The organism is Candidatus Limnocylindrales bacterium, assembly GCA_035626395.1.
Taxonomy (GTDB): domain Bacteria; phylum Desulfobacterota; class Binatia; order UBA1149; family CAITLU01; genus DASPNH01.
Genome location: DASPNR010000030.1, coordinates 111,105 through 136,575 on the forward strand (window position 1 = coordinate 111,105; position 25,471 = coordinate 136,575).

A 25,471-nucleotide genomic window follows, 5' to 3' on the forward strand; every position below is an offset into this window, starting at 1 on the left:
GCCACGCGCAGGCAGCGGTGCCCGAGCCCGGCGCCGCGCGTCGGCCTAGGAAGCAGCCTTGCGCAGGTCCGGCAGCGTGTAGCCCTGCTCGCCGAGCTGGGCGCGGATGACCTTCTTGTCGAGCTTTCCGGTGGACGTCAGCGGCAGCGAAGGAACCAGCAGCACATCGTCGGGAAGCTGCCACTTGGCGAAGGTGCGGCCGAGATGCTCGAGCACCTGTTCCTTGGTCACCGTCGCTCCGGGCGCGCACACGACGAGCGCAACCGGCCGCTCGTCCCATTTCGGATGCGGCTGCGCCACGACGGCAGCCTGCGCCACGCCGGGCAGCGCGCAGATGTCGTTCTCGATGTCGACGGAGGAGATCCACTCGCCGCCGGACTTGATCAGATCCTTGCTGCGGTCGGCGATGATCAGGTACTGCTCCGGGTCGATCTTGGCGACGTCGCCGGTCACCAGCCATCCGTCGTGGAACTTGCTCGGCTGCGGATTGTTGAAGTACTCGGAGGCGATCCACGGGCCGCGAATCAGAAGCTCGCCGACGCTCTTGCCGTCGTGCGGAAGCGGGTTCCAATTCTCGTCGAAGATCTCGATCTCGAGGCCGGGGATGGGAAGGCCGGCCTTGGCCACGTTCTCGAACTGCTGATCCTCGGTCAGGCTGAGGTGCGAGCGCTTGGCGACCTTGCGCGAGAGCGTGCCGAGCGGGTTGGTCTCGGTCATGCCCCAGCCCTGGATCATCTCGACGCCGAGCTTGTCCCAGTACCAGCGGATCAGGGACGGCGGCGGTGCCGAGCCTCCGCACGTCACGCGCGAGAGCGCCGAAAGATCCCATCGGTCGGGCTCGGCCTCGATGGCCTGGCGCACGCCCTGCCAGATCGTCGGCACGCCGGCCGAGACGGTGACCTTCTCCGCGGCCATCAGGTCGAGCATGTCCCTCGGCGTCATGAAGCGATTGGGCAGCACCTGCTTGCAGCCCAGCATGGTTGCGGTGAAGGGCAGGCCCCAGCTCATCGCATGGAACATGGGAACGATGGGACAGACCGCATCGACCGCCGAAAGCGCGATCGAGTCCGTCATCGCCTGCGCCATGGTGTGCAGGTAGGTGGACCGATGCGTGTACATGACGCCCTTGGGATCCCCGGTGGTGCCGCTGGTGTAGCAGAGGCCCATCGGCGCGTGCTCGTCGAGCTCGGGCCAGCAGTAGGTGCAGTCGCTGCCGGCGAGGAACTTCTCGTAGTCGACCGCGCCTGGCAGCGAGCTCTTCCACTCGGCGGTATCGGAGCACACCACCCAGTGCTCGACGGTCGGGCATTTGGCGGCGAGCGGCTCGAGCAGCGGCAGCAGATCCTCGTCGATGAAGATCACGCGATCGGCGGCGTGGTTGATGATGTACTCGAGGTCGCGCGCGCTCAGGCGGATGTTGAGCGTGTGCAGGACGGCGCCCATGCACGGCACGGCGAAGTACAGCTCCAGGTGACGGTGGTTGTTCCAGAGGAACGTGGCCACGCGGTCGCCATGGGCGATGCCGAGATCAGCGAGCGCCCGCGCCGCCCGATGCGCCCGCTGCCGCGTCTCCGCCAGCGTCTGGCGCTTCATCCCTTGCGCCGTGCGCGTGACGACCTCTTCGGCCGGCGACAGCAGGGGCCCGCGCTCCATCAACCGCGACATCAACAGCGGAGTCTTCTGCATCGTCATCGTTTCCAACCTCCTGAACGGGGTCACGTCCGAATCCGCGGCTTCGCGCGTCCTTCTCCAGGCACAAAACCGCGTTTTCGAGACCTGACCCCGTGTCTATTCCTTACGCGGCGAGGACGAAATCGTCGGGCTCGGTCCATCCGATGCGTGCGAGCTCGGCGCGCACGCGAAGACGCGCTGCGGCGCCGGCCACCGCGCTCACTGCGAACGGCCGTGGTGAAAGCTCGCCCAGATGCGTGTGCGCGATGACCGGCCACGAGCGCCCGCCGCCGCGCACGACGCCGCCAATCTTGCGCGGATCGACGTCGACCAGGCCATCGGCCACCACGCCTTCGCCGGCAAGCGCCTTGACCAGCCGCTTGCCCACCGGGCCGGCCCCGAGGATCCACAGGCCGCGGCCTTTCTCGATCGGCGCCAGAAAGCGCGCAAGGAAATGCGCGCGCAGCCGCATCATTGATTCCTCGCCGTAGCGAGAATCGCTGCGGCATGCCTGGCGCGCGTGCTGGCGCCAGCTCATCAGCGTTTCGGGCACGCGCCGGATGGCAAGGCCGAGCTCGTGCGCGCGCAGCATGAGGTCCCAGTCCTCGGCCCAGCCGGCATCGCGCCAGCCGCCGAGGCGCTCGCGCAGCACGTCTGCGCGCAGCATCCACGTCGGGTGCAGCGCGGGACACTCCACGAAGCGTTCGAGCGCGATCTGCGCGGGCGTCGCCAGCCCGTTCTGCCACGCCAGATACTCGCGCATGCCGTCGCCAGCCTCGCTCTCGGGAAACGCGCGCGTGCGGCAGGTGACGCCGAAGAGCGACGGGTCGTCGTCGAGCATCGCCGACTGCATCGCCAGCCGGCACGGATGCATCAGATCGTCGGCATCCATGCGGGCGATCCGCGTGCCGCGTGCAACCGCAAGGCCGAGGTTCAGCGCCTCGACGATGCCTCGCGCGGTGCTTCGGGTCTGCAGCGGCCTTACCCGCGCATCGCGCTGCGCGTGCTCGTGCAGCAGACGGGCGCTGTCGTCGCTGCTGCCATCGTCGACGGCGAGCAACTCGAAGGCCGGCTCGCTTTGCGCCAGAACGGACTCGAGGGCGTCGCCCAGCCACGGCTGTGCATCGCGCACGGGCATCAACACGCTGATGGCCGGAGCGTCGGACGCGGGCGGCGGCATGGGTTCTCATGCAATGCACGTAGGTGTAAAGGAAGCGGCCCGATTCGATTCCGTGCAAGCGGCAACGGTGCCCGTGGAGGCGACATGAGCCAACGACGACGCAAGTTCTGGGGCTGGGGATACGAAGGCGAGGGACCGACTGTCGATCATCAAGACGCCATCGGCGCGATGCTGACGGCGCGGCTCGGCGGCGAGCCGCTCCAGCGTCAGCCCGAGCCGAGGATCGAGGAGATCGAGCTGCCGCGGCCGCGCGTGAAGCCGCCGTCCTCGCTGGAGGCGCTCTGCACGACCGCGCCGCTCGAGCGCGCCGGCCACACCTACGGCAAGGCCTTTCGCGACGTCGTGCGCGCCTATCGCCGCGACTTCTCGCCGGCCCCGGATGTGGTCGCGTTTCCTGCAACGGAAGCCGATCTGGTCGCGGTTCTCGACTGGTGCTCCGGCTCCAACGTTGCCGCCATCCCCTACGGCGGTGGCTCCTCGGTGATGGGCGGCACGGAAGCGCGCGGCCTGAGCGACGGCTACGCCGGCGCCGTTACCATCGATCTGAGCCGGCTTGGCCGCGTTCTGGAAATCGATCGCAGCTCGCGCGCCGCGCGTATCCAGGCCGGTGCCTACGGGCCGGCGCTGGAGGAAGCGCTGCGGCCGCACGGCCTGACGCTTCGCCACTTTCCGCAATCGTTCGAGTTCTCCACGCTCGGCGGCTGGATCGCCACGCGCTCGGGCGGCCACTACGCCACGCTCTACACGCACATCGACGACTTCGTCGAGTCGCTGCGCGTCGTCACTCCCGCCGGAACCCTCGAGAGCCGGCGCCTGCCCGGATCGGGCGCCGGGCCGAGCCCCGATCGTCTCTTCATCGGCTCCGAGGGAACGCTCGGGATCATCACCGAGGCGTGGATGCGGCTGCAGGACCGGCCGAAGTATCGCTCCTCGGTCACCGTACTGTTCGACGATTACTACGCGGCGGCGCGTGCGGTGCGCGCCGTGGGCCAGGCCGGTCTGTACCCGACCAACCTTCGCCTGCTCGACGCGAACGAAGCGATGACGAGCGGGGCCGGCGACGGCGTCTCGCACGTGCTCATCCTCGGCTTCGAATCCGCCGACCATCCGCTCGATGCATGGATGGCGCGCGCGCTGGAACTGGTGGGCGATCACGGCGGGCGCTATCCGGAAGGTGCCGGCAAGACGCGCACGGATGAAGCCGCCACGCGCGAAGGAGCGGCCGGCGCGTGGCGCGACGCCTTCCTGCGCGCGCCGTATCTGCGCGATGCGCTGGTCGGCCTCGGCGCCATCAGCGATACGTTCGAGACCTCGATCACGTGGGACCGCTTCGAGCAGTTCCACGCCGGCGTCACCGAGGCCGTCCTGGACGTGGTGCGCAGGCGATGCGGCGGCGGCAGCGTCACCTGCCGCTTCACGCACGTCTACCCTGACGGCCCGGCGCCGTACTTCACGATCCTGGCGCCATCGAAGCCGCAGCGTCAGCTCGAGGACTGGGATGCGATCAAGGAGGTGGCCTGCGATGCCGTGCTGCGCCTCGGCGGCACCATCACGCATCACCACGCAGTCGGCCGCGATCATCGGCCCTGGTACGACAGGCAACGGCCGGAGCTGTTCGCGCGCGCGCTGACGGCCGCCAAGCGCGAGCTCGATCCGGCCGGGGTGATGAACCCGGGTGTGCTCATCGATCCGGTGCGCTGACGCGACGGCGGCTGCGACCTACGCGTCGCGCCAGCCCGCCACCGCTCCGCGCCATGCCCCGCGCAGCGCCGGCCAGCGCCGGTGCCGGATCATGATCGCGCTGTGGTGCAGCAGCCGGACGCACAGCGCGAGCGCCGGCAACGGAGCGCGCGCTCGCAGGAACAGCGCAAGCCCCTCGAACAGGCGGAACCATCGCGCCGAGCTCCACGGGCCGAGAGCCGTCGCCTCGTAGTGCACCACGCGGCAAGCGTCGGCGACGACCAGCTGCCAGCCGGCTTCGCGCGCACGAAACGACAGGTCGACGTCCTCCCAGTAGAAGAAGAAGCGTTCGTCCAGTCCGCCGACGTCTCCGAGCATCTGCATCGACACGAGCAGGCAGGCGCCGGAGAGATAGTCGATGCGGTCACAGGCGCCGCGCGCATGGCGGGAAACGCCCGTCCACAGGCTCGCGCTGCCGCCGCCCCAGGCCTGCACCTGGCCGTGCCGATCCAGCAGCACCGGTGCGACGAGCCCGGCGCGAGGATGCGTCGCGGCGGCGGCAAGCAGGCGCGCCAGAGTACCGGCCTGCACCTCGGTGTCGGAGTTGACCAGCCACACCCAGCGCGCCCCGAGCGCGGCTGCACGGAGAATGGCCATGTTGACGGCGGCTGCGAACCCGACGTTGCGCCGCGACTGTACGATCTCCACGCCGGGCAGCGCGGCCCGATAGGCAGGAGCCAGATCGTCGTCCGATCCGTTATCGACGACGACGACGTGATCGGGCCGTGGCGAGGAGCGGCCAAGTCGCACCAGGCAATCGCGCACCAACTCGACATCGTTCCAGCTCAGAACCACCGCCACCGTGCCGGTGCGGCTTGCTGCCTTTTCGGGTGAGCCGTGCGCCAGCTGTTCCGACATCGGCTGCTATGCGGTCCTGGTGCGGAGGTAGGACACGGCAAACAGGACGAAGAGCATCATGTCGACGGCTGCACCGACCACGGGAGCGCCGCTGACACGTCCCTGCATCATCAGGACCGGCACGGCAAGGCCGAAGGCGAGCTTCTCGAGCATCGCCACCGGCATCAGCGGCCGGTAGCGCAGCGGGTCGCGGCCGATGACGAGGAAGACCAGCTGCCAGGCCAGCGTCACGCCGACGAAGCCGTAGTAGAACTCGGGGTGCGTGATCGCAGGCGGGTTGCCGGCGGCGATGCGGCTTTCCAGAAAGTACATCGGAGCGATGCACAGCACGCCGTAGATTCCGGCGCCGGTGAAGACGCGTCTGGCGAATACGTCGTCGCGCTCGGGCATCACGCTTCGTTCCGTGGCGGATGCGTAGCCGTGGCCGGTGGTGGCCTCAAGCTGCGCGGGCCTTGCGGTTCTCGGCAGTCGGGCGCCACGCCGGCCTCGTCGCGCTGCCCTTCGTGTTGCACGCCGCATCCGATGGCATAAGCAGGACGGCGTTCCGGCGACGCGCTGGTAGAGACCCGAACGCAGGCGGCGCCGCCCGCGCGCATACCGACACGCGAACGAGGATTTGCCGATGGCCCTGGACTTCTCGCTCTCTCCCGAGCTGATCGCGCTGCGCGATCGCATCCGCAGCTTCATCCAGACCGAGATCGAGCCGGTGGAGGCCGAGTGCGAGAAGAGCGGGGAGTGGCGGCGCGGCATCATCGGCCTGCGAAAGAAGGCGTACGCCGCCGGGCTGTGGTGCCCGCACATGCCCAGGGAGTGGGGCGGCATGGGACTGTCGCCGGTGGAGATGGCGACCGTGTCGGCCGAATGCGGGCGCAACCGCATCGCCTCCTTCGTGCTCAACTGCCAGGCGCCCGACGAAGGCAACATGCACACGCTGCTGCACTTCGGCACCGACGAGCAGAAGGAGAAGTACCTGCGCCCGCTGGTCGAAGGTCGCGTGCGGTCCTGCTTTGCCATGACCGAGCCCGAGGTGGCCGGCTCCGATCCCACCGGCATCCGCACGCACGCCGTCAAGGAAGGCGATCACTGGGTCATCAACGGGCACAAGTGGTTCATCTCCGGCGCGCGCGGCGCGCAGTTCGCCATCGTCATCGCCAGGACCGATCCGGACGCCGATCCGCCGCAGGCCCGAAACTCCGCGTTCATCGTTCCGACCGACGCGCCCGGCTTCGAGATCGTGCGCGACGTCGAGACGATGGCGGGCCAGCACAACCACTGCGAGATCCGCTTCGACAACGTGGTCGTCCCGGCCGACGCGATGCTCGGCGGCCGCGGCGAAGGACACCGTCTGGGACAGGTCCGGCTCGGGCCGGGACGTCTGGCGCACTGCATGCGATGGCTCGGCCAGTGCGAGATGGTTCTGGAGATGATGGTCGCGCGCGCCACCACGCGCGAGCTGCACGGCGGCACGCTGGCCGACAAGCAAGGCGTCCAGTGGATGATCGCGCAGTCGGCCATGGAGCTCTACCAGGGAAAGCTGATGACGCTGCACGCAGCCTATCTGCTCGGCGAGAAGCTTCCCTTCCGTCAGGAAATCTCGATGGCGAAATATCACGTCGCCAACACGCTCTGGCGCATCCTGGACCGTGCGATCCAGGTCCACGGCGCGCTCGGCTTCTCCACCGACACGCCGCTCGAGAAGATGATGCGGCAGGCGCGCTCGGCGCGGCTCGTCGACGGCGCCGACGAGGTTCATCTGACACAGATGGCGCGCTTCGTGGTCGACGCCTACAGGAACGAGGGCTCCACGCGCAGCGCCACCGGCTACGGCCTGCTCTACTGACGGCAGCCCTTCGTTACGCCATTGCGGCGGCCGGACCGCCACGAAAACGAAAAAAAACTTCGTTGTCCCGGTTCTCCCCGCGGCCGCCGACGGCTGCAGCCGCGGCTGTAGACGATCGCCTCACCACTGCAGCGCCGGGTCCAGTCCACTGAGGACTCATTCCTCAATCTGGCCTGCCGGCCAGAGGCGATGGATCATCGGAGGGCGCCGCGCCCCCCTTGTCGATTGAAGCAGCATGGTTCAAAGACGTCGAAGCAGGCGGGATCAACCTCCCCGTCATCACGGTTGCAAGGAGCTCGAACATGAAATCATTGCGGATGTCTCAACGGCTGGCTTTCGCGCTTTTCCTGGGCTGCGCGAGCGCCGGCGGTGTGCTCGTCGACACGGCCGTTCCGCAAACAGCCCAGGCGCAGGTCATCGACGAAGCGTACTTCTACACCGAGCTCGCGCCGCATGGCCGCTGGGTCAACCACGTGCAGTTCGGCTGGGTGTGGTCTCCGACCGTGGTCGACGTGGGATGGCGGCCCTACACGCGCGGACGCTGGGTCTGGTCCGACGAATTCGGCTGGACCTGGGCTTCCTATGAGCCATGGGGCTGGGCCACCTACCACTACGGCCGCTGGTACTTCGATCCGATCTACGGCTGGACCTGGGTGCCGGGCCGCGTGTGGGCGCCGGCGTGGGTGAGCTGGAGAGTGGAGGCGGGGCACGTCGGCTGGGCTCCGCTGTGGCCGGCCTACTTCGAGATCCATCACGAATGGGACTGGTCGCGCCGCTGGCGCGACTACCCGGATTGGCATCACCGTCACCGCGGTCGCGACTGGGACCGCTGGATCTTCGTCCGCGACCGCGAGTTCATTTCCGAGCGCATCGATCGCGTCGTGATTCGCGATCGGCACGAGCGCGATCGGCTCTTCACGCGCTCGCGCGACATCACCGGACAGATCGATTACAGCCGCCCCGAGCGCATCGGCCGCGCGCTGGACCGCTCGATGATCGAGAAGGCCGTAGGGCGGCCGATCCGCCCCGCGCGCATCGAGCGGGTCGACCGGCCGACCCGCAACGACGAGCGCCGCGGCGATCGCATCGAGGTGTTCCGGCCGCGCGTGCGCGAGAGGCCCGATAAGACGCCCGACAAGCTCGGCGTCGCCAAGGAGCCGCGCAAGGAGGAGCGCGAGCAGGAGCGCAAGATCTGGGAGCGCGCGCCCAAGGAGGGTGTCGATCGCGACCGCCAGCGCGAGCGCGAGGTGGCCGATCGAGATCTGCGCGACAGCGAACGTGACGGGCGCGACCGCGAGGGCCGCGGGAACCGTGACGCGATGGATGCCGACCGCCGTGATCGCCGCGACGGCCGTGGCGGCGATGCGGCAGACACGGAACGCGGCCGCGATGGCCGCGGCGACGCCGTGGGCGGCGAGCGCGACCGCGACGGTCGAGACCGTGAGGGGAGCGACGGCGATCGCGATCGAACGGGACGCGACGGCATGGGCCGCGAGCGCGATGGTCGCGACCGCGGTGGCGCTGCCGACGGCGAGCAGGGCCGCGAGCGCGACGCGCGCGAGCCGCGCGATCCGAAGGACCCGCGCGAGCCGCGCGAGCGCGGTGCGGATGCGGATCGGGAGCGCCGTGAGCGCGACGGGCAGGGCAGGGACGACAAGGGTGCGCCGGGCAAGGACGCGGTGGATCGCGAGCGTTCCGATCGTGACAAGGCCGGCCCCGGCGGCGGCGCAGGCGCCGAGCGCGAGCGTCAGGAGCGCGACAGGGCGCAGCGCGAGGAGCGGGGCCAGCAGGAGCGCGACAAGGCGCAGCAGCAGGACCGCGAGCGCGAGCAGCGTGAGAAGGCGCAGCAGCAGGACCGCGAGCGCGAGCAGCGTGAGAAGGCGCAGCAGCAGGATCGCGAGCGCGAGCAGCGTGAGAAGGCGCAGCAGCAGGATCGCGGGCGCGAGCAGCGTGAGAAGGCGCAGCAGCAGGACCGTGAGCGCCAGCAGCGTGAGACGCAGGATCGCCAGCGCCAACAGGCGGACCGCGATCGCCAGCAGCAGCAGGAACGTGACCGCCAGCGGGAGCAGGAGCAGGGTCGCCAGCAGCAGCAGCGCGAGATGGAGCGGCAGCGCGGGCAGGAGCGCGAGCGGCAGATGCAGCAGCAGCGCGGCGAGCGCGAGCGCCAGGAGCGGCAGATGCAGCAGCAGCGCGAGCAGAAGCAACGCGACGACCGCCGCAGCCAGGAGCTGATGCAGCAGCGCCAGCGAGAGCAGCAGCGTGCCCAGGAGCGGCAGATGCAGCAGCAGCGCGAGCGGCAGGCGCAGGAGCGGCAGATGCAGCAGCAACGCGAGCAGCAGCGTGCGCAGGAGCGGCGCGTGCAGCAGCAACGCGAGCAGCAGCGTGCGCAGGAGCGTCAGATGCAGCAGCAGCGCGTGCAGCACGAACGCCAGCGGGCGCAGGAGCGGCAGATGCAGGAGCGCGCGCAGCAGCAGCGCCAGATGCAACAGCGATCGCAGCAGCAGCGTCCGATGCAGCAGCAGCGCGTGCGCGAGCAGCCGCGCCAGATCGAGCGCGGCGGCGGTGGTGGTGAGCGCGGCGAGCGCGGCGGCCACCCCCAGCGCGGCAGACACTGACGCACGATCATCGGAACCGGCGCCGTTCCCGGCCGCTTTCCGGGAGCGGCGCCCCGATTCGATGCCGCCAGCTGCGCCACCACGGCATCCTCGGCTGGGGCATCATTCCCGACCCATCGATTCTTGCCCTTTCGAAGCGCGCTGCGGCGCGTGTAGCATCGCGGTTCCGTGATGTTTCCGGCCATCCGCGCGGGCCGCGCAACGGCGGCGCTCGGCTTGTGCTGCGCGCTGCTGCTGACCGCCTGCGACTTCGCATCCGCTCTGGATCCCGCCGAGGCGTGCCTGTTCGCGAAGATGAAGGCCGCCGCGTCCTCCGGCGCCCGAATGCTTCGCTGCGCCGAGCGGTTTCCGGCGCCGGAGCAGCTCGAGTTTCTGCGCGACTGCCGGCAGCGAGTGCGCACGCTCTTTCGCACGCGCCTTGCCGCTGCCGACGATGCGGCGATGGCCAGCGGCTATTCGTGTCCCGCCACGCCCGAGTCGCTCGGTGTGCAGGGGCCGGCCAGCTGGCCGCAGCGGCTGGTCGACGAGATGTGGGCGGCCGGCAGCGCAGGTGCCGACTGCACCCGGCAGCGCATAGGCGCAGTTCGGCGCTATGCGAAGGCCGCCTCGCACTGCCGGATCCGTCAGCTCCTGCAGCCCGACGCCGACGAGATGACCGAATGCATCGAGGATCCGCGCCAGGATCTTCTGCAAGCCTGGAACGACATCGCCGCGCGCACCGGCGACTGCATCGGGGAGCAGCCGCTCCCGGACGTGCTGGTGACGCGCCTTCGCCAGGACGTCGAAGCCCAGGCGCAGCGTCTGACCGTCACCTGCGGCGACCGCCACGTCGCGGGTTATGAGGAATGCGATGACGGCGGCACCGTCAGCAACGACGGTTGCACCTTTGACTGCCGCATCGAGCAGTGCGCTCGCGTGCAAAGCGGCGTCGTCTGCGCGGTGTGCGCGGACGACGCCATCCTCGACCCGCAGACCGGAGCGTGCCGATGCCCCGACGGCTACCAGGGCACTCCCGGAAGCTGCGCCGACATCGACGAATGCGCCGCCGACGCCGGCGGCTGTCCTGCCGAGCGCCCGTGCGTCAATCTTGCGGGCACGCACGCGTGCGCGATTCCGTGCACCGAAGAGGCGCTGCACGAGGCGCTTGCCGCCTGCGGCGCTCCCACCGGCGCCATCGCCTTCAACTGCAAGGATCAGGTGATCCAGGTGGCGCGCGGGTTCATCGACGATCCGCGCCGGGTCATGTGCGATGACCTCGTCATCGACGGCGCCGGCAGCAACCTGACCTTCGAGATGGATCCGCTGTGCTGGAAGGTGCCGCTTCCGCAGGAGCGCTGCCGCACCATGCTGGAGCCCGACGGCACCTGCGCCTGTCCCGACGTCGATACCGGAACACCGTTTCTCATCCTCGAGGGCGACCGCAACGTGGTGCGCAACCTGACGGTGCGCGGCTTCTTCGACGGAATCCGCAGCCAGGGCAGCTCCAACGTCGTCGAGGACGTGCGCTTCGAGCGCATGTGCGACGACGCGTTCGGAAGCATGGGAAGCGGCACCGCCAACGTCTTCCGCAATCTCGAAGCGCTGCACGGGTGCGACAAGTGCTCGGAGAGCGACGGCGACCTCGCCACGACCGACACCGATCCGCGCGTGGCGGGGCACTACAGCGCGATCTTCGAGAACGTGCGCTTCGAAGGCTGCCTGACGCCGCTGCGGCTGAGCAGGGGCGGTCGCTACCGGATCCGCGGGGTGACGATGACGCCGTCGGACGACCCCGATTTCCCGTGCGACGGGCCACGCTTTTCCGGGATGACCGACGACGAGCTGGCGGTCGAGATGGATTCGAGCGTCATCCAGGGCTGCCGCCGCGGAATCCGCTTCGGCATCCTTTCGGACGGGCTGCTGTGGGACAACATCATCCACGACAACACGATTCGAGGCGTGCGTGTGGCGGGGGATGCACGCGTCGCGCTTTGGGACAACAGCATCCGCGACAATGGCGGGGACGGCTCGACCGAGACGGGCTACGGCGGCGTGACCGTGCTGGCCGATGCGCTTGCCGACCTCGGCGGCGGCCCCGGTATCACCATCGACGGCCGCGAGGTGGTCAGCCCCGGAGGAAACGCGCTCTGCGGCAATCTCGGCGGCGATGAGCTTCCCCGCGACGTCGAGAACGAGACGGCTACGGTGGTGCCGGCCGAGAACAACTGGTGGTGCACATACGAATCACCGGCCGATCTGGTGTTCGGCCATGTGGACTACCAGCCCTTCCTGAAGCGCGCGCCGTAGCCGCGCCGTGCCCGGTCCGCTGCGGGCGGCGCGCCAGGTCAGAGCAGGGACAGGACCTGGGCGATGTGCGTGGTCGGGTCGACCTTCGGCAGCGCGTGCGCGATGCGGCCGTGCTCATCGATCACGTAGGTGATGCGGCGCGCGTTCCTGGCGCTCGCGCTGTCGCAGGCGCCATAGGCGAGGCCGACGGTGCGGGTGGTGTCGCAGAGCAGGGGAAACGGGTAGCCGAACTTCTCGGCGAACGCCTTGTTGTCGGCGGCGTCATCGAAGCTGCAGCCGAGAATGCGCGCGCCGCGAGCGGTGAACTGGTCGTAGCGGTCGCGGAAGCTGTTGCCTTCGATGGTGCAGCCCGGCGTATCCGCCTTGGGAAAGAACCACAGCACGATTTTTTTTCCCCGCAGCGCCGACAGCGCCACGGTCGTGCCGTCGTGGGCTTTGACGCTGAATTCAGGCGCTGCCGTGCCGGGCTCCAGCATCTTCGGCGGTCCCTGTTCCCTGCCCAGCAGCTTGCGCAGAATGCTTCGCAACTCCGTATTCTCCCGTATGTTCCAGCGTCTCTGACGCTCAGTCTCGACGAGGGCGCGCGCGCAGGCAACGAAACCCGTGCACGCAGATGCCCCATAAGGACGCACCAGCCCTCCAGCCAGCTCCGCGCCTTCCGGCTATGGCACTTAGGACGTGATAAAATATAACTAGCTGATTTTACACAACTTTCCGGATCAACCCGCTTGTCGGCCGCGCTTATGCCCCCTATAGTCCGGCGCATGGACAGACCGGCGGTCGGGGGCCGGCGTCTGTTCCTCCTCCTGGCTTCCATCGTCCCATGGATTGCACTGGTGGTGGGCATTCAGCCGGCCTCAGCACAATCAAACGCAGAAGCGAGCTGCTACAGCGGCAAGCTCGCCGCATCGAAGTACGGCGCCAAGCAGCTGGGCAAGTGCCACGCAGGATTCGCCAAGGGCGGAACCGCGGCCTCGCTCGACTACTGCCTGGACAAGGTCACCACCGCCACGGCGGCCAGGGTCGCCGCAGCCGATGCCGCGGCCGATCGCTACGGCTTCCTGTGCCCGGGCGACATGGACAGCCTGGCGCTGGACGGTCACGACGGCTGGCAGACCAGCGCCGTCGAGAACCTCCTCTTCCAGGCCAACGTCATGCCCAACGCGTGCGTGCAGAAGCGCGCCGTGCTGCTCAGCAAGTACGCATCCAAATATGCCGACTGCAGCAGCCGCGGGTTCGCCTCCTCGCCCGAAGCCATCGACGCCTGCGCGGCGAGCACTCTGGCTGCCGCCAAGGTCGGGTGGGGAAAAGCGGGCACGTGCGCGACAGCCGATTTCGACACCGCGCGCGCCGCCGTGGACGCAGCCATCGACGCGCAGGCCGCGATGCTTCGCGTCCGCTGCGGCAATGGCGAGACCGAAGGCTTCGAGCAGTGCGACGATGCCGACGATCAGCCCGGCGACGGCTGCGAGCCCGACTGCACCCTGACGCTTCGCTGCGGCAACGGCATCACCCAACCCGACAACAACGAGCAGTGCGACGACGGCAACCAGGTCCTCGGCGACGGCTGCGACAACGCCTGCCTGATCGAGGAATGCGGCAATGCGGTCGTCCAGTTCGGCGAGGCCTGCGACACCGGTGGCGAAAGCGCTGCCTGCGACGACGACTGCACGCCCGTCTCCTGCGGCGACGGCAATGCCAACCAGGCCGGCAACGAGCAGTGCGACGATGCCGGCCAGTCGGCGGCGTGCGACGCCAACTGCACGGTCGCGGTCTGCGGCGACGGCACGGTCAATGCCGCTCGCGGCGAAGCCTGCGACGGCGCCGGGGAGACCGCCGCCTGCGACGCGGACTGCACGGCCGCCACCTGCGGCGACGGCACCCGCAACGCCACCCGCGGCGAGCAGTGCGACACCGCCGGCGAGAGCGCCTCGTGCGACAGCAACTGCACGCTGGCCACCTGCGGCGACGGCACCCACAACGCCACCCGCGGCGAGCAGTGCGACACCTCGGGTCAGAGCTCGTCCTGCGACACCGACTGCACGCTCGCCGTCTGCGGCGACGGCACGACCAACGCAGCCCGCGGCGAGCAGTGCGACGACGGCGGCGAGTCGGCCGGCTGCGACTCCAACTGCACCGTCGCGACCTGCGGCGACGGCACCCGCAACGCCACCCGCGGTGAGCAGTGCGACACGGCCGGCCAGAGCGCGACCTGCGACACCGACTGCACCAACGCCTTCTGCGGCGACGGCACCCTCAACGTCTCGGCCAGCGAGCAGTGCGACGCGGCCGGGGAATCGGCCGGCTGCGACGTCGACTGCACCGCCGCCACGTGCGGTGACTCCACACTCAACCTGACGGCGAACGAGCAGTGCGACGACGGCAATGTCGTCCCCGACGACGGCTGCGATGCCACCTGCCACGAGGAAGGCTGCGGCGACGACTGGCGCCAGTCGGACGAGGAATGCGACGACGGCAATGCGCAGTCCGGCGACGGCTGCTCCTCGAGCTGCGACCGCGAGGAGTGCGCTCTGGTGGACGGCGTCGTCAAGTGCCGCTACTGCCCCGCCGGCAGCAGCCCGAACGCCAGCTACACGGCGTGCGTGTGCGATGCCGGCTACAGTCTCGTCAACGGCTCGTGCGTGGACATCGACGAGTGCGCGCTGGGCACGCACACCTGCACGGGATCCAACCCCTGCGTCAACGTGCCGGGGACCTACTCGTGCGCCACGCAGTGCACCGCCGCGGCCTTCCACGCGGCACTGGCGGCGTGCGGCGGGCCGACCCGTTACATCACTTTCAACTGCACCGATACGACGATCCAGATCGCCGACGGCAGCACCGGCCGCAGCAACTCGTGCAACAACCTCGTGGTCGACGGCCTGGACCGCAACATCACGTTCGAAATGACGCCGAAGTGCTGGGGGCGCGTCATGTCGTCGAGCGCGTGCCGCGTCGCACTCAACCCGGACGGCACCTGCGACTGTCCCGACGTCAACAACGGCACCTACTTCATGAACCTGACCGGCCAGAACCAGACGGTGCGCAACCTGACGATCAAGTACTTCTTCGACGGCATCCACACCGCCGGCAACAACAACAACGTCGAGAACGTCACGATCGATCACAACTGCGACGACTCGATCGGCAGCAGCTCGGGCGTCGGGCACATCTTCAAGGAGATTCACGCCAAGACGGCTTGCGGCAAATGCATGCAGAACTACGGCAACACGGCCGCCACCTCGCCCGAGCCGCTGCTGCGTGAGCACTACAACGCCATTCTGCGCGACAGCCTCTTCACCGACTGCCAGCAGCCGGTGCGCATGACCGACAGCGGCCGCTACCTCATCGAGGGCACGCGGATGGAAGGGTTCTACGAGTCCGGCATCTACCGCTGCCTGGGCCCGCGCTTCGACGGCGGCGGCACCAACAACCAGATCGTGCACATGGTCGACTCGACCATCGACGGCTGCGACCGCGGCGTCCGCGTCGGCGGCACCGTGCAGATGCTGGCGTGGCGCAATACGTTCGTGAACAACGAGTTCCGCGGCCTGCTGGCGATGTCGAGCTCCAAGGTCGCGATGTGGGACAACATCGTCGTGGGCAACGGCGGTCTGGGCAGCAGCGAGCTCGGGCTCGGCGGCGTCGGCGTGGACGAGAGTGCCACGCTCGACCTCGGCGGCGGCTCCCAGATCATCGACGGCGAGGCCTTCTCGAGCCCCGGCGGCAACATCCTCTGCGACAACGTGGCGCCCAATGGAACGCCGCGCGAAGTGCACAACGTTACGGCCACCACGGTGAAAGCCGAGAACAACTGGTGGTGCTCGCTGAGTCCGCAAAGCCGCGTCACGGGCCCCGTCGACACGGATCCATTTCTCACCCAGGAGCCGTGAGGCTCCGTCCAAGAGCGCGCAAGCGCGACGCCGCCCGCTACGTGGTAGCGGGCGGCGGCCCTCCTTCACGCGTTGAGCGCCGTCGTGGCGATTCAATAGGCGGACGGCGCCGCTGACGGCCAGCCGCTGCGTTGCGCGTCGCGTGCTCGCTCCGGCGGGCCTCCAGCCCGCCTGCGCTGTGCGCGCGCCGCGCGCCTTGCGGCCGGCTCGCCATCGCCGCCGCTGCTCGTCGGCTGGTGGTGGATCGGTCGTTGCGGTGGGCGAGGGCGCTCGCTTCGCTCGCTGCTCGCCTTCGGGCGGCGGCTCTCGCTTCGCTCGCGCCTTCGGGCCGCGCTCGCTTCGCTCGCGCCTTCGGTTCGTTTGCCTGGTAGGGGTTGGGCATCTTAAGGTCGGGCTTCTTCCTGGCGATGACGAAGGACCTTTCCATTTGAGGTTGGGCGGGGTGCGGTGGTGGGGCGCTGCGTGGGCGTTGGCTGCGGCCTTGGTGCCGGGCGACGTTGGTGCCGGTGCCGGCGGAATCGATGCGGAGACGGGGCGGGCCCGCTTTCAGGTTTCGTATCGCTACCCGCCAACCTATTCGGAGATTGCGGAGACACAGGCGGCGTTGACGCGGATGTCGCAGATCGTCTGCGATGCGACGGACGGGCAGGTTCGGATCGGGGAGATCCGGATGACGTCGTCACCGGCCGACGAGGCGCTGGCGGGGTTCTGGCTGCATGGCGAGGACGCCGCCAGCGGCGGTGCGTACTTCTCCGATGGCAGCGGGCTGCGGCGTCTCGGGACTCACAGCGATGTCTTCCGCTCCGTGGCGACGCGTCCCGACCGCCTGGCTCATCTGTTCGCGCACCATGCATTCGGTCTCGGCGATCAGTACGACGATCAGCGACGTCGCGGCAGCGCATGCGGCGTCGGGCCGGGGTTCGAGCCGGGGACTCTCGATGAGCGCCGGCATTCGCTCATGCAGCTGGCCGGAGGAATGCGCTGTCTCGAAGGCGCGCTGGCCGGCGAGGCCTGCTCGGGAGATGCCGAATGCGCGGGCAGCCGGTGCGTAGCCGTGCTGGCCAGCGAGCTGAGCGTTCCGTCCGACCACGATCTGCTGCGTGGTGAAGGTGACACGTGCCCGCGTCCCCAAGCCGTGTCGCGCATCGTGCTGCGCGGGCTGCTGCCGCGCAGCGCCGAGCCGATGGTGCCGTTCGATCCGACCGATTTCCTGAGCGCGCGCGGCAGCTCCAGCTGGGACGAGCAGATCGAGGTCGTGGGGCCCGGCGGCGAAGTGCCCGGGCTGCGCCTGTTCCTGTACCTTACGCATCTGGCGCCGCTGGCCTGGCAGCTCAGCATCGCCATCGATGAAGGCGACATCGGCGGCGACGCGGGGCGTCTGCGCCTGGTCAAGGCGTGGAAGCTGCGCTTCAACGAGGACCTCTCCCTGAGCGCCGTCGATCCCGCCAGGCCGAGCTTTCGCCTGCCGTCGCGGCCCAACATGGAGCAGGTCGACGTGGCGGTGGACGTGGGAACGCCGAGCCCCAGCGCCGATTCCGGCATCGGCTTCGACGGCTTGCAGATGATCACGGCGGGGCGCCCGCGCGTCACGGTGACGGCGGACGGCGTGCCCGGCTGCACCGCGTCGTTCTGCGACAAGAGCTGGAACATCCGCACGGGGCGCTGGGAGACGAGCGAGCAGAGCCTCATGCACGCGTTCCGGTCGGACTGGGAGACACTGGCTGCCAACTACCGCTTCCTCCAGGTTCCTGCCGGGCTGCCCGAGCCGGAGCCGGCCGCCGTCTGCGAGAGCGCGCCCGTCTTCATCAACGACGTCATGGGTGTGGATCAGGTCGTGCTGGTGGTCGACACCTCGCTGAGCATGGGCGCCACCGCCAATCCCAGCATCCGCGAGGTGTGCGACAATGACCGCGATGACGACGGCGACGGCGAGACCGATGAGAGCGTGTGCGCCAGCTCGCGTCTCGATTTTGCGCGTATGGCGGTCGACGTCTTCCTGACGCTCGAGAAGGACCGGGAGACGCAGGCCGGCATCGTCAGCCTGCACACGGATGCCGAGATCGTGGCCGAGGTCGCCGATCTGACCGCCGCGCGCGCCACGGCGCTGTCGGCGTCGCTCGGCACGCTGTCGGCCGATGGCGAAACCGCGCTCGGCACCGCGCTCGAACGCGCGCAGCAGAGCTTCGCGCGGGTGGAGCGGCTCGGGCGCAGCCGCAGCGTCGTGCTTCTGACCGACGGCGTGCACAACGTCGGCGTCGAGCCCGGCCAGGAGCGCGAGCTGATCGCGCCGTCCCGCATTCGCGTTTTCACCGTCGGCCTCGGCGCGAGCGCCGACATGAGGACGCTGTCGTCGATTGCGGCGGCCAGCGGCGGCATCGCCTTTTCCGCCGCCGCCGCCATGGATCTGCCCGGCATGTATGCGGAGCTGGCCGCGCGCCGCCAGGGCCATGCCTCCGTGCTCGACCGCACCAGCTTCAGCATCGCCCGACCGGGCGGAGCGCGTCCTTCGGGCGTGCAGATCCCGGCCGCGCAGGAGCTCGTCATTCCGGTCGAGGAGCAGGCGGGCGAGCTCGTGGTCTACATCGGCGCGCGCAGCTCGCGCATCCGATCGTGGAGCGTGCTGTTCGAGCTGGTGGGCCCCGGCGGAGCACGCTACGACGAACGATCGGCCTCGACGGCGGCGGGGCGCGGCTTCTACATCGTTCGCGTGTCCGACCCGCGCCCGGGCAAGTGGCGCCTTCGCGTGCTGCCGGCGGCGGCCGGACAGCTCGACACCGAGGCGTCCGCGTTCGTGCGCAATGATCGCATCGACCTGTTCGCGGACGCCGATCCGCGCGTCGCGGCCTCGCCGCGACCTGTCACCATCAGCGCCGTTCCCGTCTACGTGACCGACATCGAGAGCGGCGTTGCGGTGGGAGGTTCGGTGCGGCGGCCCGACGGCAGCGAGGTCTCGCTCGACGTCTCGCGCGATCCCTTCACCGGCGCCTGGTGGTCGCGCTTCGACCAGTTCGCGGGGCGCGGGCTCTACGAGGTCGAGATCGCCGTACGTGTCGGCGACGGCGCGCGTCCGGCGATCGGCGAGAAGATCTTCGAGGGACCGCCGCGAGTCCCGCTGCGGGTGGTTCCGTTCGAGCGCAAGGTCCGGACCAGCTTCTACTACGATCACGGGCACATGCCGGCGTGTCCTACCAACGATTGCGACGGTGACGGCATCGGCAACGTGGTCGAGACTCGCTGCGGGGACGACAACGACAGCGACGGCGACCGCATTCCCAATCGCTTCGACGGCGACTCGGACAACGACGAGCTGCTGGATTGGATCGAGGGCACGCGTGACGCCGACGCCGACGGGCTGCCCGATTTCTGCGATCCGCGCGAAGCGCCGGCCTCGATCGACGAAGTCATCCGCGCGCAGGAGAAGGCGGTGGAGCTGGCGTGCACGGCCGAAGGCGCCACCAGCGTGGCCCAGCTGCAGGCGTCGCTGTCAGCGCTGCGGCGCATCCTGCAGATCGTGCGCACCAAGGACACCGGCGATGAGGAACGGCGACGGGCGCTGGCGACGCGGCTCGAGGGCGTGATCGCGCTCGAGAAGAAGGCGCTCGTGATCGGCGAGGTGCTGCCCGACTTCTGCCAGAAGTATCAGGCCAACCTGCGCGAGGCCCTGGCCGTCGAGCGCGAGATTCGCGACGAGGTGGATGCCATACTGGCCCCGTGACCAGAGCGACCGCCTCGGGCCCGTCCGACCCGCGTGAGGCTCCCGGCCCCGGCGGGCATGGACACGGCGATGCCCATGCGCACTCCGCCTTCGGACATGCGCACGCCCACCGCGCCGGCACACATGCAGGCTCGGGCCGCGGACATGCGCCGTCCACCCACGGCCATTCGCACGGACGTGCGGGCCACGGGCGCGGGCATCATCGCGCGGCAGCGTCCTCGCGACTCCTCATCGCGCTGCTGCTTGCCGCCGCGTACATGCTCGCCGAAGTCGTCGGCGGCTACCTCACCAATTCGCTGGCGCTACTCGCCGATGCCGGGCACATGCTCTCGGACGTGGCGGCGCTGGCGATCTCGCTGGCGGCGCTTCAGGCATCGCGGCGCGCGCCGTCGCCGTCACGCACGTACGGCTATCATCGCGCCGAGGTGCTGGGAGCGCTCGTCAACGCGATGGCGCTGGTGGCGGTGGCCGGCGGCATCCTGCTCGAGGCCGTGCGGCGTTTCGGTGCTCCGCCCGACGTCGACGCGCCCATCGCCCTGGCGGTGGCTGCGGGGGGCCTGACCATCAACGTCATCTCCCTCTTCGTGCTCGGCGGCCATGGCCATGCCGATGCCGGCGTAAGCGTGCGCGCGGCCTGGCTGCACATCGTCGCCGACGCGCTCGGCAGCGTCGGCGCGATTACGTCGGCGCTGCTGATCTGGACCCTGGGCTGGATGTGGGCCGATCCGGCAGCCTCTGTCGCGATCGCCCTTCTGGTCGTGTACTCGGCGCTGACCCTGCTCTTCGAGGTGCTCAACGTCCTGATGGAAGGCTCGCCTCGCCACATCGACGTCTCGCGCGTGCGCTCTTCCATCGCCGCGCTGCCCCATGTACGCGATGTGCACGACCTGCACGTGTGGACGATCACCAGCGGGATGGAATCGCTGAGCGGGCACGTGCGCATCGATCCGGAAGCGCGGCCGCAGCAGGTGCTGGCCGAAGTGCGTACCCTGCTGCACGATCGCTTCGGCATCGCGCACGTCACCATCCAGATCGAGGACGTGGAGATCGAGGAACATCACATCTGTCCGTGACGGAGGCGACGCTTGGCAGCCGGCAAGAGCAAGGGCTTCGTCCACGAGTTCAAGGAATTCGCGCTGCGCGGCAACGTTGCCGACATGGCCGTCGGCATCGTCATCGGTGCCGCCTTCGGCAAGATCGTCAGCAGCATGGTCGCCGACGTGATGATGCCGCCGATCGGCCTGCTGCTGGGCGGTGTCGACTTGTCCAACTTCTTCGCCGTACTGAAGGAGGGGGCGACGCCCGGGCCCTACCGCAGCCTGGCCGAGGCAAAGGCCGCGGGCGCAGTCACGATCAACTACGGCCTGTTTCTGAACCAGGTCGTCGATTTCACGATCGTCGCCTTCGCGCTGTTCCTCGTCATCAAGGGCATGAACCGTCTGCGGCGCACGGATCCCGTCTCGCCCGAGCCCACCACCAGGGAGTGCCCGTACTGCGTCAGCGCGATTCCCCTCAAGGCGCGGCGCTGTCCGCACTGTACATCGGAGGTGGCGGCGTGAGCGACCCTGTCTGGCAGAACGCGCAGCCATCGCACGCCGCGCAGATCCTCCCGCTGATGCGCGACTACTACGGCGAGGACGGCTATCCCTTCGTGCTGGAGGAGGCGGCACCGGCTCTCGACCGGTTCCTGCGCGGCAGCGAGCTCGGTCGTGCGTGGGTGCTGCTCGACGGCGGCAAGGTGTGCGGCTACCTGTTCCTGACCTTCGGCTACAGCCTGGAGTATCGCGGGCGCGACGCCTTCATCGACGAGATCTACGTGGTGCCCGCGCTGCGAGGCGGCGGGCATGGCGAGCGCGGCCTGGCCGTGGCCGAACAAGGCGCACGGGAGAGCGGTGTGCGCGTGCTGCATCTGGAAGTGGAGAAGGCCAAGCCTCGCACCGCCGCCTTCTATCGCCGCGTCGGCTTCGAGGACCACGATCGGTGGCTGATGAGCAAGAGCCTGACATGAGGCTGTACCTCCTCAAGCTCCTGGTGACCGCAGTCATCGTCGCCACGGCTTCCTCTCTGGCCGGACGCAGCTCGGCTCTGGCAGGCTTTCTGGTGGCCATGCCGCTGACCACGATGATCGTCCTTCCGATGGCGGAGCTGGAGCATCGGGGCACGGGCGTCGCGGTCGAGCTGGCACGGCACATCCTCCTCGCGCTTCCGTTCAGCCTCCTTTTCTTCGCACCTTTCGTGGTCGCCGAGCGCCTGGAGCTGTCCTTCTGGAAGGCGTATGTGCTTGGCTGCACGCTGCTTTTGGCCGGATATGCGGGCTTTCGCGTGCTCAGTCGAGGCCTGTAGCTGTCCGGCTCGCTTCTACGCATCATAAGACTGCATGACCGATGCGGTGGCGTCCGGCGACGGACGTTGCATGGTGTCGGCGATGCCAGGCTGTACGCTTTTGTACAGTAGGGCCGCATTCCGGCGGGTAGCGAGTTTTGCCTACTTGGAACGAGGGCCTGTATACTGCGCAGCGTGGAGTGGTTGTGGTAGTGGCGGATCGCAGGCTGCAGTTCTGGTAGCCGAGCAGCTCCCTCTCGACCGATTCTGCAACTAGACGGCAAAGGAGGTTCTCATGAAGAGGGGACTACTTTCATGCACCATGGCCGCTGCATTGTGCAGCATCGCATCCGTGGCATTCGCCGGCGCATACGGTGAAGAAGAGACGACGGAGACGCCGGCCGCTGCGCCCGCACCACCGCCGGCCGCGGCCGCCGAAGTGCAAGAGGAAGTGAAGGTCGACGTGCTGCGCCGCTGGGCGGCATTCTCGACCGACGGCGAAACCTCACGCGGCCTCTGGATCGAGGCCGGTCTGATTCACGCGCACGAAGAATTCCTGCAGGACAAGCCCGGCGAGGGCGAACACGATCAGATCAGCTCCTTCCTTCGCGTGGCCTACGGCCAGGAGCTGTGGGAAGCGGGCGCAGAAGTCTCGTACGACTGGTTCCGGCAGGAGTTCGACACCGCGCTGGGCGACGTCGAGTTCGACGACAACGGTTTCGGCGATCTCGAGGTGTGGGGCAAGGTGATTCCGCTGCGCACCGAGTACGTCAACGCCGGCGCCGGCATGATCGTGAGCATGCCGACCGGTGAGGCCGATTTCCGCGGCTTCCAGACCTATCGCGGCTCCTTCACCACCGATGAATGGGGCTTCGACCCCTTCGTTACGGCAGGCATCTCGGCCGGTCCGCTCGATATCCGCATGTCGGTCGGCTACCAGATCTATACGAGCTTCAACGACTACGACGGGCTCGACTACAACTTCGCGTTGCTGCTGCCGATCGGCGACATGATCGTGTTCCGCAACGAGTTCGACGGCTTCCATTTCTCCGATGATCTTCGCGGCACCATCTATGCAAACCACGACGACGTGCTGGATTGGGTGCCGGGCTTCGACATCCGGTTTCCCGTGGGAGGATCGGAGCTGCTCATCCGTCCCACCGGTACCGTTGGCCTGACTGCCGACAGCCGCGACTGGGGCCTCGGCATCAGCTTCGCATTCACGGGGCTCGGAGGCTGAGCCTCCAACGGTCGCTGACTCGCAGCAGCGAAGGAGCGGGGAGCGCGCGTGCGGTCCCCGCTCCACTTGTGCAAGCAGGTCGCAGCGAGTGGCTCCCTCGCATCGGCCATTCCACCAAAACCACCCAATGAACCAGAAGGAGGATTCTATGAAGAGGGGACTGCTTTCCATCACGATGGCCGGAGCGCTCTGCAGCGCTGCGTCCATCGCCTTCGCCGGCGCCTATGGCCCTGGCGACGAACCCGAGGAACGGCCGCTGCCGCCGCCGGCGCCGGCCGCACGCGAGGTCGTCGAAGAGGAAGAAGAGGTGCAGGTCGTGCGTCGCTGGGAAGGCTTCGCCACCGACGCCGAGACCTCGCGTGGCCTGTGGATCGAGGTCGGCACCCTGTACGGGCAGGAAGACGACATCGTCGGTTCCGGCGACGATGAGTTCTTCGACACCGAGCTTCGCATCGCCTACGGCCAGGAAATGTTCGAGGCGGGCGCGGAGATCAGCTACCAGTACTACCACTTCGACAATCTGCCCGGCGACAACGACGTCGACGACTTCAGTGACCTGGAGTTCTGGGCAAAGGTCATTCCGCTGCGCACCGACTTCATGTCGCTCGGCGGCGGCATCGCCGTCTCTGCTCCGATCGGCGGATCGCCGTTCGACGGGACGCATCGTCTGCCGGTCCATGGCTTCGGACAGTCGGACGACGAGTGGGGATTCGATCCGTTCGTCACCGCCGGCTTCGCCGCGGGACCGGTGCAGATCCGCACGTCGATCGGCTACATGATGTTCACGGACAACAACGACCTGGATGCCATCGACTACAACGCGGCCATCCTGGCGCCGATCGGCGAGATGATCGTCGTGCGCGCCGAGGTGCAGGGCTACCACCTGACCGACGACAATCACCCGAACAACCTCGACGATCCCGTCGCGGTCCTGCCCGGCGTCGATATCCGCGTGCCGCTTGGCGGCGGTGAGTTCCTCATCCGTCCGACCGGCCTGGTCGGCCTCGACAACGAGGCGTCGGACTGGGGCGTGGGCGTCAGCCTGGCCTTCACCGGCATCGGCGGCTGATCGCGATTCCGCACTGCCGGCCTGCGGCAGTGAAAAGCCTGGAGCGCCTCGCGGTGCTCCAGGCTTTCTTTTTTGCGGCGGCTGGGCGCCACCGCGCAGCCTCAGCTCTTCTTCTTGCGCGGCAGCGAGTGCTCCCAGTCCGCCAGCAGCGCCCGCGCCGCGGCGATGAACGCCAGAGGCTGATCCAGGATCAGGTGATGATGCGCCTGCGGGATCTCGATGATCGGCGCGTTGCGGTCGAGCAGCTCGTACATGTACTGGCCGGTCTCGGGCGGAACGAGGTTGCTGAGCTCGCCGCGCAGGATGGCGATGCGGCAGCGCGTGTCGGCGAGATAGTCGCTCATCGGCTTGAGCGAGACGCGCTCGAACACGACGGGATCGAATTTCCAGGTCCAGCCCGCCTCCACCTTCTTGAGCGAATTGCGGGCGACGTGCTCGACGATGTAGGCGTTGTCGCAGGGCTGCGCCGGGATGAGGTGAAAGTGCGTGACCGCCTCCTCCAGTGACGGATAGACCTTGGGATTGCGGAAGGCGCGGCCTTGCCGGCCCTCCTGGCTCTCCGGATCGGGCTTGGTCACCGGCGAATCGACGATCATCGCGCCGGCCATGCGGTCGCCGTACAGCGAGGCGGCCACCATCGTCACGAATCCGCCCAGGCTGTGCCCGATGATGATGGGCGGCCCGTGCCGGTCCAGGCCGGCGTGCTTGCACACCGCCATCGCCTCCACCGCCCATATTTCGCGCGGATAAAGCTCGCGGCGGCCGCTGTCGCCGTGGCCGCTGAGATCGAGCGCGACGACGTGGTAGTCGCGCGCGAGCAGCGGCGCCAGGAAGCTCCACCAGTGCGCGTGCGCGGCGCCGCCGTGGATGAGCAGCAGGCCCGGCTTCGCCTGGCCTCCCCACGACAAGTAGTGGATGCGGCAGCCCTCCACCTGCACGGTGCTTTCGGCAGGGGCGTCGGCCAGAGCCTCGGTAAACCATTGGGGCGCGATCGTCATCGGCTTCCTCGTGCAATCCGTGCCGGCTGCGGGTGGACGTTCCG

At 68.6% G+C, this 25,471-nt stretch carries 18 protein-coding genes; 11 read left to right on the top strand and 7 right to left on the bottom strand.

Annotated features, from left to right (window positions below):
- Positions 1 to 45: 45 nt before the first annotated feature.
- Both VEC57_09975 and VEC57_09980 read right to left on the bottom strand, forming a co-directional pair.
- Positions 46 to 1,692: a long-chain fatty acid--CoA ligase gene (locus VEC57_09975; protein ID HYB99442.1), complete on the bottom strand. Its 1,647-nt coding sequence runs from the start codon at positions 1,690 to 1,692 to the stop codon at positions 46 to 48.
- 103 nt (positions 1,693 to 1,795) lie between these two features.
- A complete protein-coding gene (locus tag VEC57_09980) occupies positions 1,796 to 2,851 on the bottom strand; it encodes a glycosyltransferase (protein ID HYB99443.1) in 1,056 nt (351 codons plus the stop codon).
- A gap of 84 nt (positions 2,852 to 2,935) precedes the next feature.
- Between VEC57_09980 and VEC57_09985 the strand changes: the two genes are divergently transcribed.
- Positions 2,936 to 4,552: an FAD-binding oxidoreductase gene (locus VEC57_09985; GenBank protein HYB99444.1), complete on the top strand. Its 1,617-nt coding sequence runs from the start codon at positions 2,936 to 2,938 to the stop codon at positions 4,550 to 4,552.
- Between the two features lie 18 nt (positions 4,553 to 4,570).
- On the opposite strand, the gene VEC57_09990 is transcribed toward VEC57_09985, so the two are convergent.
- Together VEC57_09990 and VEC57_09995 are read right to left on the bottom strand one after the other, a co-directional pair.
- A complete protein-coding gene (locus VEC57_09990) occupies positions 4,571 to 5,449 on the bottom strand; it encodes a glycosyltransferase family 2 protein (protein ID HYB99445.1) in 879 nt (292 codons plus the stop codon).
- A 6-nt stretch (positions 5,450 to 5,455) separates the two neighbouring features.
- A complete protein-coding gene (locus tag VEC57_09995) occupies positions 5,456 to 5,839 on the bottom strand; it encodes a hypothetical protein (protein HYB99446.1) in 384 nt (127 codons plus the stop codon).
- A gap of 232 nt (positions 5,840 to 6,071) precedes the next feature.
- Here VEC57_09995 and VEC57_10000 point away from each other — a divergent pair, with 232 nt between their 5' ends.
- A complete protein-coding gene (locus VEC57_10000; GenBank protein HYB99447.1) occupies positions 6,072 to 7,289 on the top strand; it encodes an acyl-CoA dehydrogenase family protein in 1,218 nt (405 codons plus the stop codon).
- Between the two features lie 308 nt (positions 7,290 to 7,597).
- Here VEC57_10000 and VEC57_10005 read toward each other — a convergent pair whose 3' ends face one another.
- Positions 7,598 to 9,901, bottom strand: coding sequence for a hypothetical protein (locus tag VEC57_10005; GenBank protein ID HYB99448.1), 2,304 nt, complete (start codon positions 9,899 to 9,901; stop codon positions 7,598 to 7,600).
- A 174-nt stretch (positions 9,902 to 10,075) separates the two neighbouring features.
- Here VEC57_10005 and VEC57_10010 point away from each other — a divergent pair, with 174 nt between their 5' ends.
- Positions 10,076 to 12,190: a hypothetical protein gene (locus tag VEC57_10010; GenBank protein HYB99449.1), complete on the top strand. Its 2,115-nt coding sequence runs from the start codon at positions 10,076 to 10,078 to the stop codon at positions 12,188 to 12,190.
- 38 nt (positions 12,191 to 12,228) lie between these two features.
- On the opposite strand, the gene VEC57_10015 is transcribed toward VEC57_10010, so the two are convergent.
- Positions 12,229 to 12,717, bottom strand: coding sequence for a peroxiredoxin (locus tag VEC57_10015; protein ID HYB99450.1), 489 nt, complete (start codon positions 12,715 to 12,717; stop codon positions 12,229 to 12,231).
- Between the two features lie 237 nt (positions 12,718 to 12,954).
- Here VEC57_10015 and VEC57_10020 point away from each other — a divergent pair, with 237 nt between their 5' ends.
- The 8 genes from VEC57_10020 (at position 12,955) to VEC57_10055 (ending at position 24,429) form a co-directional block, all read left to right on the top strand.
- Entirely contained in the window at positions 12,955 to 16,083 is a 3,129-nt protein-coding gene (locus tag VEC57_10020) for a DUF4215 domain-containing protein (GenBank protein HYB99451.1), read from the top strand.
- A 484-nt stretch (positions 16,084 to 16,567) separates the two neighbouring features.
- Positions 16,568 to 19,798, top strand: coding sequence for a vWA domain-containing protein (locus VEC57_10025; GenBank protein ID HYB99452.1), 3,231 nt, complete (start codon positions 16,568 to 16,570; stop codon positions 19,796 to 19,798).
- Positions 19,795 to 20,871 (top strand): cation diffusion facilitator family transporter, encoded by a 1,077-nt coding sequence (locus VEC57_10030; GenBank protein HYB99453.1) that lies wholly within the window; start codon positions 19,795 to 19,797, stop codon positions 20,869 to 20,871. The genes VEC57_10025 and VEC57_10030 overlap by 4 nt, the downstream gene beginning before the upstream one ends.
- A gap of 12 nt (positions 20,872 to 20,883) precedes the next feature.
- Positions 20,884 to 21,357 (top strand): large-conductance mechanosensitive channel protein MscL, encoded by a 474-nt coding sequence (gene mscL, locus VEC57_10035; GenBank protein HYB99454.1) that lies wholly within the window; start codon positions 20,884 to 20,886, stop codon positions 21,355 to 21,357.
- A complete protein-coding gene (locus VEC57_10040; GenBank protein HYB99455.1) occupies positions 21,354 to 21,806 on the top strand; it encodes a GNAT family N-acetyltransferase in 453 nt (150 codons plus the stop codon). Before mscL ends, VEC57_10040 begins: the two co-directional genes overlap by 4 nt.
- Positions 21,803 to 22,141 (top strand): hypothetical protein, encoded by a 339-nt coding sequence (locus VEC57_10045; GenBank protein ID HYB99456.1) that lies wholly within the window; start codon positions 21,803 to 21,805, stop codon positions 22,139 to 22,141. Before VEC57_10040 ends, VEC57_10045 begins: the two co-directional genes overlap by 4 nt.
- A 274-nt stretch (positions 22,142 to 22,415) precedes the next feature.
- Complete coding sequence (locus tag VEC57_10050; GenBank protein ID HYB99457.1) at positions 22,416 to 23,360, top strand: hypothetical protein; 945 nt, start codon at positions 22,416 to 22,418, stop codon at positions 23,358 to 23,360.
- Positions 23,361 to 23,508: 148 nt separating this feature from the next.
- A complete protein-coding gene (locus VEC57_10055) occupies positions 23,509 to 24,429 on the top strand; it encodes a hypothetical protein (GenBank protein HYB99458.1) in 921 nt (306 codons plus the stop codon).
- 101 nt (positions 24,430 to 24,530) lie between these two features.
- On the opposite strand, the gene VEC57_10060 is transcribed toward VEC57_10055, so the two are convergent.
- Positions 24,531 to 25,427, bottom strand: coding sequence for an alpha/beta hydrolase (locus tag VEC57_10060; protein HYB99459.1), 897 nt, complete (start codon positions 25,425 to 25,427; stop codon positions 24,531 to 24,533).
- Positions 25,428 to 25,471: the final 44 nt, after the last annotated feature.